Origin of the sequence: Ornithinimicrobium sp. INDO-MA30-4 (assembly GCF_021535045.1) — a bacterium.
Lineage (GTDB): Bacteria > Actinomycetota > Actinomycetes > Actinomycetales > Dermatophilaceae > Ornithinicoccus.
The window spans coordinates 831,082-843,551 of the sequence record NZ_CP091056.1 but is presented as its reverse complement, the minus strand read 5'-3'; the positions used below and the strand labels follow the sequence as shown (position 1 = coordinate 843,551).

The window sequence follows — 12,470 nt, the reverse complement described above, 5'->3', positions numbered from 1 at the left end:
AGAGCGAAAAGGAGATTATGGAGAACTTCGGTTCTTTCATCGACTCAGCAGAGCGCACTCTCGCTGACCTAAATCAGCCTCAAGCTAGTGCGGATCAATTGCCAACCTTGGTCTACTGGCGCGACGAAACCGGCGAACATTCGTTCTATACGGACAAGTTGCGAGTGTCGTAAGGCGCGACGCGATCCAGAATGGCCGTAGAACGCCGCACCGACCCAACGCAGCCAATGGCTTCCCGATTCGTACCAAGCACCTGGTTGTCTGGCTCGGGGCGGAACACCTAACTGTCCCGCCCCGAGACCGCTCCGATTGCGCAGCGGACTGATCTGCCACTGGATCAGCCCGATCACGCACCAGGGCTGCATACGCCATGTTCGATAGGAACGCCGGCGGTTCGCCCGCTCCGATGGCCTCGCTCAGGACCTGTTCGGCCATCTCGACACGAGCCTGAGCACCAGGCAGTCGCCTTCGCAACATCGCGATCTCTTCTATCATTAGGCGGTCGACTAAACGCTGGGAGACAGTGAGCCTTTCCGCGAGCAACACTTCGTGATGAGACCACCGCCAGATCTGGAGGCGGGCGAGCTCGACGGTGCCGATATCCTCCACGTGGCCATCGATCACCACGGCAGCCTGCCCGCCAAACCAAGCGGTGAGGTAGCGCAACGACACCCTGATGTTTCTGCGCAGACCGGATAGCGTCGGGTTGCCCGCCAGTGAGGTGGTGTCGGTCATCCGCATCTGCGGGATCGGAGCGGTGGTTGTTGGCCTGACCGCGCGGGCGACCTCGCTAAACGCTGCTCGGGCCACCGGGACCAGCGCGGGATGCAACACCCAGGCTCCGCCAAAACCTTCGCGCGCCTCTCGAGCCTTATCGCGACTGACCCGCTTCTGCGCCCGAGTGCTGGGGTCGTCGTGCAGACCACTAGGCACTTCGGCAACGGGACCACCGATCGCCTGGGCTTCGCGGCGTCGGCAGGTGTGCACCAGCACCTCGGTGTAAGCCCGCAGAAACCGGGTGGACATCGTGAAGGGGTCACGATCAGGCAGCACGTGGTCGGAACCCCGATTCCGGCCGGGGCGGTTCAGGCGCAGTAGAGATCGAGAGTGCGTTAGCGCAACTCCTCAATGAAGCGGTTGTGGCTGACCAAGTCGTTGACGTGTATCAGTTGGCTGGTGTCGAGACCCCGGAACTCTCAATTCTGAGCGATCAGTTCCTGGACTCCCTAGCCACCAAGGACAAGCCGAATCTTCAGATGGGAATGCTCCGCCGGCTCCTGAACGATCAGATCCGCACAGTTTAGCGCAAGAACATCGTGCAGGGACGCAAATTCTCCGAAATGCTCGATGAAGCAGTCAACCGGTACACCAACCGCTCCCTGTCGACCGCTGAGATCATCGCTGAACTGGTCAAGCTCGCCAAGGAGATGCGCGACGCACAGCAGCGGCACGAAGAACTCGGCCTTCGCGATGATGAAGTTGCGTTCTACGACGCCGTGTTCCAGAACGACTCCGCCGTGCTAGAACTCGGGGATGAGACGCTCAAGGCCATCGCCAGAGACCTCGTGAAATCAATCAGGGAATCAGCCACGATCGATTGGAACGTTAAAGACTCGGTCCTAGCGGCGATGCGGTCCAAGGTGCGACGGATCTTGGCTCGGTACGACTATCCGCCGGACGCTGAAGCTAAGGCTATCGAGCTGGTGCTGGAACAGGCGGAACTGTTCGCTGGTGAGGCTGGCCAGCCACGGGCTGACCATCATTGGCGCCCCAACATCCCCTACCGACATTAAGAGTGAGCACGGCCGCCTCAGTTGCTCAACTGAGGCGGCCGGAGGCACTGCCCTTCTAGCGGCTGGTGTCCACTAGGGACGCCTTAGTCGCCCTCTTCAATCTCCCACTCGCCGAACTGAGCAGAGTCCTCTTCGCCGTGCCCATCCTCAACGTCGCGAGGCACTGACTTGCCCATCGCTGACTCGATGAGGACGCAGAGATTCTCCCGTCGTCGAGCAAAAAATACATCAAATTGATCGTTTCTCAGGTCTTCGGCCGACACTAAGTGAGCCTCGAGGAGGTCGTCTAGTTGGGCCGATGCGATCTGCGCCCTGTTTTGAATGGCCACTAGATATGACGAAGGCGCGGCGCCTCCGATGGTGCGATTCGTCTTCGCTGAAATGGCAGTCTTGTTCACGATGCTCTCCCGTCGCTCTATGTCAATGTTGTTGTCTAAGCACCACTTCTTTGGAAAAATATGGTGAATATCAACGGCCATGTTCACGTATTGGACCTGGTCAAGTGCCTTGTCTTCCATCCAATCCCGTGCCCGATTGCTCAGCAAGAGTGCATAGATACCCTTGTAGGCCGCAGCATTGCGGGTGCGCAGGAGTGAAGTCGCGACTCAACGAACGTCGCGTCGTTGACGGTATTGGGCGTGGTGGCTCGGGGCTTGTCCAGCGACCAGTCGGGCACTTGCTCCAGGTCCCGTACGAAGCGAGTTTCAATGGCGCTGCCGTACAGTTCGCCGAGAATGCCGCACCAGTACCACCGAACGAGGTTCTTCCTCGGGCCCAGCAAGTCAGCGGCATCACCCATCACGGCTCTGATTGCGGCGAGCGGAACGACCTGCTTAGGGTACGGAAGAAATCGAGTGTCAAAAATATGCCGGTCCGCGAGAAAGTCTGCTGCCCATTTGAAGGCGAGGCGAACTGGGTCAACCCACTCTAGGTAGTCGTCCAGGCTAAGTTTGAGAATGTCCTCGCGCTTGGCGCTTACAGCAGGAGGCCGCGAACCCGAGTGCGCCATATTCCGCTTGCGCGTGGCCAGGAGGGTGACCGCCTGAAGAAAATCTGTGCTCTCAAGACCATTTAGGCTGGGATATCCAGAGAACTGTTGCTGTGTTTCCTTCCAATCCTCATTGAGCCTGAAATCCGTCGCGTGCTGGTCGAAGTAGGACTTGTCCCCGGCAAATGTTGCTGTGAGGAGTTCGAACACATTTAGGGCAAGCCCCCAGTGTTGACTTTTTCGAACACGGTGGCCACCGCACTCTTTGTTGAGTCCCTATCGAGCTCAATTGCGGGAATGTTGTAGGACCGGACAGGAACCACTACAGCCGCATTGAACTCACTTGCTAGTGCGCGATCTGGGAAGTCGAATAGCCAAGACATGACGTGGTCGCCGAACAGCAGGCTCACTGGGAATAGGCCCTCCGCGCGCTCCTTAACCGGAGTAGTCAGGTCCCTGACCACACCTTTTCCGAAGTTCGAGCGCACGTAGCCATCACCTGGAATGGAGACCACAGCGTCGTCGATTCGGTCCTCTCCCTGCACGGCTAGCGCCATATCGATGTAGTAACGCCTTGTCATGAGTTTTCCCCGGCTGTCCATGGTGTGGACTAAGCCATCGCCGGTAAGGACTGAGTCAGGGAAGTCAGGCGTTGCTGACCATCGAGAAGGAGAGAGTCGGGCACGGCTCCATTGGGGACGCCTGCGCCCTCGATTGCCCTAGGTTTGAATCGAATCTGGTCGTTTCCGCCTTTTAGTAGCATCAAAACGCCAAGCGGGTGACCCCGCAAGATTGTTACGAGAAGCTGCCGGATCCGCTCGTCCTCCCACTTGTACCCGCGCTGGAAATCAGGGAGCTGAATCTTGCCAGTGGTCGTTTTTCGCAGATAGTCACTCAATTGGTACAGCGGCGTCTGAAAGCCCATTGTGTGTTCTCCGGATGCTAGGTGTGACCGGGAAACCCGGCGCAGCGAATTCTGTTCATCATGTGTTTATCACGTGATCAAGCGCATCTGATCACCTGAGCCGCGCTCGACTCGCTCGCGTGACGGCGAAGGCAAGTTCCGCGGTACCGCTACGGGCCCCGTGGAGCCCGTAGCGGGCTCCTCTATTTCTAGCTGAGAAAGTGCCGTGTCAAAATCGACGGATGACCGCCGTGATGCCTGACATATCAGCCGCCATACGAACTCGTCACCTCAGTTTGCGTCTCTCCTCTGCATTCGTGCTAACGCCCGACGACGATGCGGGCATTAGCGATGCAGCCCTGGCGAAGAGATTTTGACGCGGCACCGGTCATGGAGGGCAAGGTGCCGATTGGCATTTTGAGGCCACCGATGAGCGTCTACCTGGCGTATCCGTGGGGTCGGAGATGCGGCCGATTGAAGCAAGACACGTGGTCTCCAGCGAAACGTCCCTCTCTGCCTTGATGCGGCGGCTGAGCCTGGAGCCTTTTGTCTTCACCGTGGACGGCCCAGACATGGCGGGATTCGTGACGGCTGCAGATGTCGGTGCCGTTGCGGTCAAAACTCACTTTACCTGCGGATTGCCTACCTGGAAGGGCTTCTGAGCAGTTACCTGCGGGAGACATACTCGGACCAGAGTGCCGCGATCGGGTTTCTGTCGGAGCCGCGTCGTGAGAGCTGTTTGAAAGTCGCTCAAGACCTTCAGTCCAAGGACAAGTTCATCGACTACATCTCCTGTACTAGCCTGACCGATATTTTGGCCCTCTGCTCATCTGTCGGGCCATACAAGAAGCTACTCCGGGACAAGGGCCATTCCTTCCGGAAAGCAACAAAGGGCCTGGGCGACTTCCGCAATGAGGTAATGCACCCATCCCGGAAGGCGACGGTCTTGAAGAACGCCCGCCCGGCAAAGCTTGTTGGTTGGGAGGACCGTTTGGACGCACTGATTAGCGCAGCGGAAGAGCTCAAGGTGGGCTGATTCAGACGGTGTGCTATCTCTCACCTGCACCGCGGCCATGCAGAAGTAGCCTCACTGCGAAAGCTAGCTGCGGTCCTGACGGGGGAGCCGAGCCGTCGCTGGCTCGCCAAACACCCCGCCTCGACGCAGCGGACCCAGAACCCAGCCGGTGGTGACCGGTTCCATCACCAAACCCGAACGTCCACGGCAAGCCAGACCAGACATACCTCGAGGTGTTGTTGGTCGACGCGATTCACCAGGGCCGCAAGATGCCGTACCGGCCCAACGCCGCCAATGGGTTCTTGATCCGTAGCAACGACTTGGTGGTCTGGTTCGCGGGGACACCGAGTTGTTCGACACATGGCAGACCTGCCCGCTGGCGACGAACGCGCGATTACCTGGGCTCGCTGCGCGATGCCGACGCACTATGCCACCCACGCGCCGGAAGCCCTGTTGTTCGCGCCGAAGCCGGACGAAACCTTTGTGGTCCCGCCCGGCTTCTGATCGCCTAAGCAGCCGACTGCTCGGCCACCGGGCTAACCTGCTCACCCATCAGCGCTGCATACGCCCTGCTTGAGATGAACGCCGGTGGTTCACCTGGCCCGACCGCTTCACGCAACAGCTGCGCGGCCAGCTCGATCCGTTCCCGTGCCGCAGGTTGGCGCCGGAGCAACATCGAGACTTCTTCATTCATCAATCGGTCAACCAACCGTTCAGAAACGGTCAGACCCTCGGCCAGCCGCACCTGGTGATGCGCCCACTGCCACATCTGCAGCCGGGCTAGCTCGACGGTGCCGAAGTCTTCGACCTGGCCATCGATCACCATCGAAGCCTGGCCTTCAAACCAGGCCGTCAGGTAGCGCAACGACACCCGCAAGTTGCCGCGCAGCCCCGACAGCGTCGGCGCTTCAACCAGCGAAGTCGTGTCGGCCAACCGCTGCGGGTCGACCAGCGCCGTGGTCGTCGGCCGGTCCCGCTGCATACTCTCAGGGCCCCCGAGCGAAGTCATGCTGAAAGCCGCCCGCGCCACCGGCACCAGGGCCGGGTGCAGCACCCAGGCTCCACAGAAACCGTCGCTGGCTTCGCGAGCCTTGTCGCGGCGGACCCGTTGCTGCGCCCGCGTGCTGGAGTCGTCATTCAGACCACTGGGCACCTCAGCGACCGGGCCGCCAGTCAACCCTGTCACCCGCCGCGCAGTGCGTGCACGATCTCCTCCATTTGGTATGCAGCGTGCACCGTCTCCAGCAAAACGCTCACCCGGATGCTGTTGGCTGGCAGTGAGCATTGCTGCTCAATTGCGCTCGACACATCCCTGTACCAACAGCCTGAGTCATGCCCGCTGGCCTGACCGTTTGCGTCAAAAACCTGATTGCTTGGCCGCCACCCCAAGTGCGACGCCCACGGCCGTGCCGATTCCCAGGCCGAGCGCCAACAGAAGTGCGCCGACTGCAAACAAGCCGCTGTCATCGGTCATCGCCGCCTGGATGGTCCAGGCCAGCCAAAAACCGATACTTGAGGCACAGCCCACGCTCAGTGACGTGAGGAACTTGAGCGGGCTGAAGAGTAACGATAGGCGAGCGCAGCGGTGAGCACGAGGAAGGTGATGCCACAGCCCACGACCTGCCAGGTCGTGAAGGCGCACCACTACCTTCGGGGTAGTACGTGGTGTCGAAACCACACCAGATCATCCAGGTGGCCGCCCCCAGCAGTGGCGCGACGATTGACCCAATAGCCACGCTCTTCTTCGACATATCAGGCCCCTGACCCAAGGGGCCCTACTCAATGAGGGGCCGCTGCTCGGATACTACGTCCGCGAACCGCGCGTGGCATGCGCTGAGACCTCATCTGCTTCTCCCGGGAGGGAGATCTCGCTAGAGTCTACCTTTCTACCAAGCAGGATGGTAGACTCGTGCCATGAGCCTCAACATCAAAAACCCTCGCACCCACGAGTTGGTGCGCGAGCTGGCCCGCCGCACCGGGCAGAGCCAGACGAGCGCAGTTGAAGATGCTGTCGCTCGGCGCCTCGCTGAGTTGGGGAGTGCGGACGTGGAAGCCCCCTGGGCTCACCAGCGCAGGGCAGCGATGGAGAAGGTGGTCCGGGCTTGCGACGCTGGCCTGACCGATGAAGATCGAGAGCGCATCCGGGCGGCACAGGAGGACATGTATGACGACTTGGGGTTGCCCAAGTGATCGTTGACAGCTCTGCGCTCGTGGCGATCGTGACCGCTGAAAGTGACAGGGCACGCTTCCTGCACGCGCTGGAGGAGGACCCTGCACCCAAAGTGTCCGCAGCTACCTTGCTTGAGGCCAGCATCGTGTTAGGTCAACGAGTCCCCGTGCATCTGAGACGCCAGCTCGATGACTTGGTGCGCGGGGCCAGTATCGCGGTGGTCCCCTTTAATGAGGAGCAGTACACGATCGCTCGGCAGGCGTACATCGACTTCGGGAAAGGCAGTGGCCACTCCGCTGGTCTGAACCTCGGCGACTGTTTCGCCTACGCCCTCCATCGAGTGACAGGCGAACCACTGCTGTTTAAGGGCGAAGACTTCGCGGCTGCGGGGTGCCTTCGGCGTCGTGAAGGCACGGCTGATGGTGTCGATGCAGACCACGTTTGGCATACGCTGAGACCTCACCTGTTTCACCATGCAAGGAGCTCACGTCGTGTCTGAACTAATCCGCATCACCGTCGATGGTCAAGAGCGATCGGTGGACGCGGGCACGACGAGCACAGACTTGTTCAGCGATGACAAGTTGATCGTGGTCGCACGCCGCAACGGTGACCTCGTTGACCTGGTCGCCCCGCTGAGCGACGGCGACGTTGTCGAGGGTGTCTCGATTGAGTCTGAAGATGGCCTCAACGTGTTGCGTCACTCGACCGCGCACGTCTTGGCTCAAGCGGTGCAGCAGACTTTCCCGGCTGCGAAGTTGGGCATTGGCCCGTTCATCCGTGACGGCTTCTACTACGACTTCGACGTCGAAGAGCCCTTTACCCCCGATGACCTGAAGCGCCTCGAAAAGGCCATGCAAAGATCATCAACACCGGCCAGACCTTCCACCGTCGCGCGATCAGCGACGACGAGGCTCGTGTCGAGTTGGCCGATGAGCCGTACAAGATGGAGCTGATCTCCCTCAAAGGCGGCGCCGAAGAAGCAGCCGAAGGCGCATCAGTCGAGGTTGGTGGCGCTGAGTTGACGATGTATGACAACAAGGGCCGCACCGGCGATGTCATCTGGTCAGACCTGTGCCGCGGGCCGCACTTGCCCAACACTAAGTTGATCAGCAACGCTTTCAAGATCATGCGCTCGGCCGCTGCCTATTGGCGCGGCAACGAAAACAACAAGCAGTTGCAGCGCATCTATGGCACCGCATGGCCCACGAAGCCCGAGCTGACCGCATACCTGGATCGTCTTGCGGAGGCTGAAAAGCGCGACCACCGCAAGTTGGGCGTCGAGCTTGACCTGTTTTCCTTCCCCGACCAGTTGGGCTCGGGCCTGCCCGTCTTCCACCCCAAGGGCGGCACCGTGCGCCGGTTGATGGAGGACTATTCGCGGCAGCGGCACGAGCAGGCTGGCTATGAGTTCGTGAACTCCCCGCACATCACCAAGTCCAACCTCTTTGAGACCTCGGCCACCTCGACTGGTATGCCGATGGCATGTTCCCGCCCATGCACGTGGATGAGGAGCGCGACCCCGAGACCGGCGAGGTCCGCAAGGCCGGCCAGGACTACTACCTCAAGCCGATGAACTGCCCGTTCCACTGCTTGATCTTCGACGCACGTGGTCGCTCCTACCGCGAGTTGCCGCTGCGGATGTTTGAGTTTGGCTCGGTCTATCGCTACGAAAAGTCTGGCGTCGTGCACGGACTGACCCGAGTGCGCGGTATGACCAAGACGACGCGCACATCTATGTTGCGCGCGATCAGGTCGAGTCTGAGCTCAAGAGCCTTCTGGGCTTTGTGCTGCAGCTGCTGGCGGACTACGGCCTCGACGACTATTACCTCGAGCTCTCGACCCGCAACCCGGAGAAGTATGTCGGTGATCTCGACGTCTGGGACGAAGCCACTGAGACGCTGCGCCGGGTGGCCACCGAGTCTGGCCTGGAGTTGGTCGATGACCCGAACGGTGCCGCGTTCTATGGCCCCAAGATTTCGGTGCAGGCCCGTGACGCGATTGGTCGAACCTGGCAGATGTCGACCATTCAGTTGGACTTCAACCTGCCCGAGCGTTTCGACCTTGAATATCAGGCCAACGACGGCACCCGTCAGCGCCCGATCATGATCCACCGCGCGCTGTTTGGCTCGATTGAGCGCTTCTTCGGCGTATTGGTTGAGCACTACGCCGGAGCGTTCCCACCCTGGTTGGCCCCGGTCACGGTCACCGCGATCCCGGTCGCGGAGCCGTTCGTCGAATACCTTGACGGTGTCGCCGCGCAACTGCGTGAGCACGGCATTCGCGTTGAGGTTGACGCGAGCGACGAGCGCTTCCCAAAAGATCCGCACGGCGCAAAAATCCAAGGTGCCGTTCATGCTGATCGCTGGGGGAGAGGATATGGAGGCTGGCGCGGTGTCGTTCCGCTATCGCGACGGCACGCAGCGCAACGGTGTCCCCGTCGCCGAATCGATCGATGAGATCGTCACGGCTGTGCGTGACCGGGTGCAGGTCTAGAGTCCAAGCATGAACATGCGGGCGCGGCGGCTAAGCAGGGATGAGTCCTTGCTGGCCGCCGCTCTGCATACCCAGGCTCTGCGGGCGGCTGGAACCGCACCTGCGCCTGGTTTTCTCGATGAGTATGCGCGGGCGTGGCTGGCCGCGGGGACTCAGTTGCCCAGTGGGTCGCCGAAGTTGAGGGCCAGCACGCAGGGACGATAACGCTGTCGCTCCCGCCGATATTGCCGATTATCTCAGCCAAGCCGCCGCATGCTGAGATCCTGGCGATCTTTGCCCGCGACAATTCGGCGGGCGCGCTCTTGGGGATGCTGCGGCGGGCCACCGCCGACGCCAAAGCCCTGGGCTACGCCGGATGCCAATGGCCAAACACGCTCAAACTGCCCCAAGAGGTCCTGGATGCGAGCGGCGCATGGGCGAGCCAAGTGACGGTGTTTCGGCTGAGCTAGCCGAAACACCTCATCGACTCAGACCGGGTCAATCACAAACACCGGGATCTCACGCAGGCCCTCAGTCTTCGCCTCATACTCTGCGTAGGTCGGAAAGGCCTCAACCGAGCGCTCCCACCACTGCGCACGCTCTTCGCCCTCAACGATCCGCGCCCGCCCCTTGATGTGCTGCTTACCGTCTTGCACGGTGACTTCTGGGTCAGCAACGAGGTTGTGGAACCACTCGGGGTGCTCGAGTGCCCGCCCTTGCTGGCGACCGCCGCATACGAACCGTCGTGCTCAACGCGCATTAGCGGAACCCGACGCAACGCCCCGGTCTTGCGACCACGCATTGAATACACCACGATGTCGCGGCCTTGGATGTCGACGCTGGCGGTGTCGCCGGTGCGGTCAATCTCAGCCAACTGGTCGCGGACCCAGGACGATGCGGGCAAAATCTCGTCTTCCATATCCATGTGATGTTCAACTCTCGAGGGCGGTTATTCCTTCCCCGCCCTTTAAGATGACAGGCATGCAGGCGGACTCCGACAACACCGAACCGGCTGAGGACCTCGTGGGAGTCCCAGATGGCTTTGAGCGACTCTGGACCCGCACCGGATGGCCTACGTCAAGGGCGAGCGGCCATCCAAGGACGCAGGGAGGGTTGCCCGTTTGCGCGGCCCCACTCAAGAGCGACGCCGACGGCCTCATCGTGCACCGCGGCGAGCACTGCTACGTGGTGCTCAACCTCTTCCCCTACAACCCCGGGCACCTGCTGATCGTCCCCTACCGTCACGTCGCGGCCTACATCGATTTGGACGACGACGAGACCGCTGAGTTCACCGCGTTTACTAGCAAGCCGTGCGCGCACTCAAAGCCTCCAGCAACCCGGCGGGCTTCAATATCGGGATGAACCAGGGTGATGTCGCGGGCGCTGGCGTGGCCGCTCACCTGCACCAACACATTGTTCCCCGATGGGGTGGCGACATGAACTTCCTGCCGATCATTGGTCAGACCAAGGCGCTGCCAGTGCTGCTCGAGGATGTCAGACAGCAACTGAGCGACGTATGGGAGAGCGCATGCTGAACAAATACGCGCGCGCCTTCTTCACCGGACTCTTCACCCCGCTGGCTCGCTTCTTCCTTCGCTACAACATCACGCCCGACATGGTCACCGTGTTTGGCACCATCGGCGTCGTCCTCGGCGCAATGATCTTCTATCCGCTCGGATACCTCTGGTGGGGCAGCGTCTTCATCACCTGCTTCATCTTCACCGATCTCATTGACGGCACGATGGCCCGCCTGGCGGGCACCACCTCGCGCTGGGGAGCCTTCCTGGACTCCACGATGGACCGCGTTGGCGACGGAGCCATTTTTGGCGGTCTGGTCATCTATTTCATGGGCCGTGGCGACGACCCCATCACCGCCTACCTCGCGCTCTTGTGCCTGATCCTTGGCTTCACTGTGAGCTATGCCAAAGCACGAGCAGAAGGCCTGGGTATGACGGCAAGCGGCGGCATCGCCGAGCGCGCTGATCGTTTGGTCATCGTCTTGGTTGCCACCGGTTTCGTTGGATTGTTCCTGCCGGTGTGGGTCTTGACGGTCACGCTGATTGCGCTCGCGCTAGCCAGTTCGCTGACGGTCTGGCAGCGGATGGCGCAGGTGCGTGAGCAGACGCGCATGGACGGGTGAGTCGCACCAGCGAGCGCCTGTCGCTCCTAGCCTTTCGCGCCGGTTGGAAACTCGTCCGGGTAGCCCCCGAGCGCCTGGCCTACGGCGCCTTCGACCTCGGCGCGCGCATCACCACCCGTCGCAATGGGCGCGATGTGCAGCGAATGCGCGGCAACTATGCCCGCGTTCACCCTTCGATGCCCTCTGCTGCCCTGGAACGGATGGTCTCTGACGGCATCGCCTCCTATCTGCGCTATTGGTGCGACGCCTTTCGCTTGGCTGACCGCACCCCGGATGATCTGGCTCAGCGAGTCCGCACCGTCAACGACGAGTCAGTCCGTGAGTCGCTGGCTGCAGGCGACGGGCACATCATCTTCCTCGGACACCTCGGCAACTGGGACACCGCTGGCGGGTGGGCCACCAATCACATGGCCCCGGTCACCACGGTCGCTGAGCGGCTCAAACCTGAAGAGCTATTTCAAGAGTTCGTGGCCTTCCGCGAAGCGCTCGGCATGACGATCTATCCGCTGACCGGTCGCGAAGGCGTCTTTCGCGAGTTGATCTCGACGGTCAAAGCGGGCGGCTTCGTGCCATTGCTGGCCGATCGCGATCTCACCGATTCAGGGGTGCGCGTCAACTTCCTCGGCGGCACCGCGGCGATGGCGGCAGGCCCGGCCGCGCTGGCTGTTGCCACCGGAGCACCCTTGCGCGCGGCCTCAGTGCACTACGAGCTGCGTGAGGACCTGTTACCCGGACCGGCGGCATACCGGATTGTGATTAGTTTGGGCCACTGGTTATTGACCCAGGCGAGGGCACTAAGACCGAGCGCATCCAAGCGATGACTCAACAATGCGCCGACTTCATTGGTGCCGCCGTGCGAGAGCACACCCACGACTGGCACATGATGCAGCGCGTCTTTGTCGAGGACAGCGTGAGAGTCGGACTCGTCAGCCCCTACGCCATTGACGTGCCTGGCGGAGTCCAGCAGCACGTCCTCGAGCTGGCCCAC

At 61.2% G+C, this 12,470-nt stretch carries 17 protein-coding genes and 4 pseudogenes; 13 read left to right on the top strand and 8 right to left on the bottom strand.

The window, feature by feature from the left end:
• Window positions 1–84: 84 nt before the first annotated feature.
• Complete coding sequence (locus tag L0A91_RS04905; RefSeq protein ID WP_235246073.1) at window positions 85–1,026, bottom strand: hypothetical protein; 942 nt, start codon at window positions 1,024–1,026, stop codon at window positions 85–87.
• A 32-nt stretch (window positions 1,027–1,058) separates the two neighbouring features.
• Between L0A91_RS04905 and L0A91_RS04900 the strand changes: the two are divergent.
• A pseudogene (locus L0A91_RS04900) lies at window positions 1,059–1,793 on the top strand (DUF3387 domain-containing protein); the annotation flags it as partial.
• A gap of 83 nt (window positions 1,794–1,876) precedes the next feature.
• On the opposite strand, the gene L0A91_RS04895 reads toward L0A91_RS04900, so the two are convergent.
• The 4 genes from L0A91_RS04895 to L0A91_RS19595 are packed head-to-tail and all read right to left on the bottom strand — an operon-like array spanning window position 1,877 to window position 3,706.
• Window positions 1,877–2,338 (bottom strand): hypothetical protein, encoded by a 462-nt coding sequence (locus L0A91_RS04895; RefSeq protein WP_235246072.1) that lies wholly within the window; start codon window positions 2,336–2,338, stop codon window positions 1,877–1,879.
• Window positions 2,332–2,991, bottom strand: a complete 660-nt coding sequence (locus L0A91_RS04890; RefSeq protein WP_235246070.1) for a hypothetical protein — start codon at window positions 2,989–2,991, stop codon at window positions 2,332–2,334. The genes L0A91_RS04895 and L0A91_RS04890 overlap by 7 nt, the downstream gene beginning before the upstream one ends.
• A gap of 2 nt (window positions 2,992–2,993) precedes the next feature.
• On the bottom strand, window positions 2,994–3,383 hold the full coding sequence (locus L0A91_RS04885) for a hypothetical protein (RefSeq protein ID WP_235246069.1): 390 nt from the start codon (window positions 3,381–3,383) through the stop codon (window positions 2,994–2,996).
• Window positions 3,384–3,391: 8 nt separating this feature from the next.
• Window positions 3,392–3,706: a DUF262 domain-containing protein gene (locus L0A91_RS19595; protein ID WP_397333799.1), complete on the bottom strand. Its 315-nt coding sequence runs from the start codon at window positions 3,704–3,706 to the stop codon at window positions 3,392–3,394.
• Window positions 3,707–4,173: 467 nt separating this feature from the next.
• On the opposite strand from L0A91_RS19595, the gene L0A91_RS04880 reads away from it, so the two are divergent.
• The 3 genes from L0A91_RS04880 to L0A91_RS04870 all read left to right on the top strand — a co-directional run bounded on the left by L0A91_RS04880 (window position 4,174) and on the right by L0A91_RS04870 (window position 5,204).
• Window positions 4,174–4,347, top strand: coding sequence for a hypothetical protein (locus L0A91_RS04880; protein ID WP_235246068.1), 174 nt, complete (start codon window positions 4,174–4,176; stop codon window positions 4,345–4,347).
• Window positions 4,348–4,424: 77 nt separating this feature from the next.
• Window positions 4,425–4,721, top strand: coding sequence for a hypothetical protein (locus L0A91_RS04875; protein WP_235246067.1), 297 nt, complete (start codon window positions 4,425–4,427; stop codon window positions 4,719–4,721).
• A 339-nt stretch (window positions 4,722–5,060) separates the two neighbouring features.
• Window positions 5,061–5,204: a hypothetical protein gene (locus L0A91_RS04870; protein ID WP_235246066.1), complete on the top strand. Its 144-nt coding sequence runs from the start codon at window positions 5,061–5,063 to the stop codon at window positions 5,202–5,204.
• Between the two features lie 4 nt (window positions 5,205–5,208).
• On the opposite strand, the gene L0A91_RS04865 is transcribed toward L0A91_RS04870, so the two are convergent.
• On the bottom strand, window positions 5,209–5,877 hold the full coding sequence (locus L0A91_RS04865; RefSeq protein WP_235246065.1) for a hypothetical protein: 669 nt from the start codon (window positions 5,875–5,877) through the stop codon (window positions 5,209–5,211).
• A gap of 5 nt (window positions 5,878–5,882) precedes the next feature.
• Window positions 5,883–6,008 carry a hypothetical protein gene (locus L0A91_RS04860; protein WP_235246064.1) on the bottom strand — a complete coding sequence of 42 codons (126 nt, stop codon included), beginning with the start codon at window positions 6,006–6,008 and terminating at the stop codon, window positions 5,883–5,885.
• Between the two features lie 606 nt (window positions 6,009–6,614).
• Between L0A91_RS04860 and L0A91_RS04855 the strand changes: the two genes are divergently transcribed.
• The 6 genes and pseudogenes from L0A91_RS04855 to L0A91_RS04840 all read left to right on the top strand — a co-directional run bounded on the left by L0A91_RS04855 (window position 6,615) and on the right by L0A91_RS04840 (window position 9,812).
• Window positions 6,615–6,890: a type II toxin-antitoxin system VapB family antitoxin gene (locus L0A91_RS04855; RefSeq protein WP_235246062.1), complete on the top strand. Its 276-nt coding sequence runs from the start codon at window positions 6,615–6,617 to the stop codon at window positions 6,888–6,890.
• Complete coding sequence (locus tag L0A91_RS04850; protein ID WP_311198016.1) at window positions 6,887–7,369, top strand: type II toxin-antitoxin system VapC family toxin; 483 nt, start codon at window positions 6,887–6,889, stop codon at window positions 7,367–7,369. Before L0A91_RS04855 ends, L0A91_RS04850 begins: the two co-directional genes overlap by 4 nt.
• Window positions 7,362–7,823 (top strand): hypothetical protein, encoded by a 462-nt coding sequence (locus L0A91_RS19590; RefSeq protein ID WP_397333798.1) that lies wholly within the window; start codon window positions 7,362–7,364, stop codon window positions 7,821–7,823. The genes L0A91_RS04850 and L0A91_RS19590 overlap by 8 nt, the downstream gene beginning before the upstream one ends.
• Window positions 7,793–8,443, top strand: a complete 651-nt coding sequence (locus L0A91_RS19585) for a hypothetical protein (protein WP_397333797.1) — start codon at window positions 7,793–7,795, stop codon at window positions 8,441–8,443. Before L0A91_RS19590 ends, L0A91_RS19585 begins: the two co-directional genes overlap by 31 nt.
• Window positions 8,353–9,363, top strand: a pseudogene (locus tag L0A91_RS19580) (aminoacyl--tRNA ligase-related protein). The gene L0A91_RS19585 and the pseudogene L0A91_RS19580 overlap by 91 nt, the downstream one beginning before the upstream one ends.
• A gap of 134 nt (window positions 9,364–9,497) precedes the next feature.
• The gene (locus L0A91_RS04840; RefSeq protein ID WP_235246061.1) at window positions 9,498–9,812 is read left to right on the top strand and encodes a hypothetical protein; all 315 of its coding nucleotides are present in this window, start codon (window positions 9,498–9,500) and stop codon (window positions 9,810–9,812) included.
• An 18-nt stretch (window positions 9,813–9,830) separates the two neighbouring features.
• Here the strand turns inward: L0A91_RS04840 and L0A91_RS04835 are convergent.
• Window positions 9,831–10,261 (bottom strand): annotated as a pseudogene (locus tag L0A91_RS04835) (nitroreductase family deazaflavin-dependent oxidoreductase).
• 53 nt (window positions 10,262–10,314) lie between these two features.
• Between L0A91_RS04835 and L0A91_RS04830 the strand changes: the two are divergent.
• From L0A91_RS04830 to L0A91_RS04820, 3 genes and pseudogenes are all read left to right on the top strand, one after another.
• A pseudogene (locus tag L0A91_RS04830) lies at window positions 10,315–10,877 on the top strand (HIT family protein).
• Window positions 10,871–11,482, top strand: a complete 612-nt coding sequence (gene pgsA / locus L0A91_RS04825; RefSeq protein ID WP_235246060.1) for a phosphatidylinositol phosphate synthase — start codon at window positions 10,871–10,873, stop codon at window positions 11,480–11,482. The pseudogene L0A91_RS04830 and the gene pgsA overlap by 7 nt, the downstream one beginning before the upstream one ends.
• Entirely contained in the window at window positions 11,479–12,303 is an 825-nt protein-coding gene (locus L0A91_RS04820) for a phosphatidylinositol mannoside acyltransferase (RefSeq protein ID WP_235246059.1), read from the top strand. The genes pgsA and L0A91_RS04820 overlap by 4 nt, the downstream gene beginning before the upstream one ends.
• The last annotated feature ends 167 nt before the right edge of the window (window positions 12,304–12,470 follow it).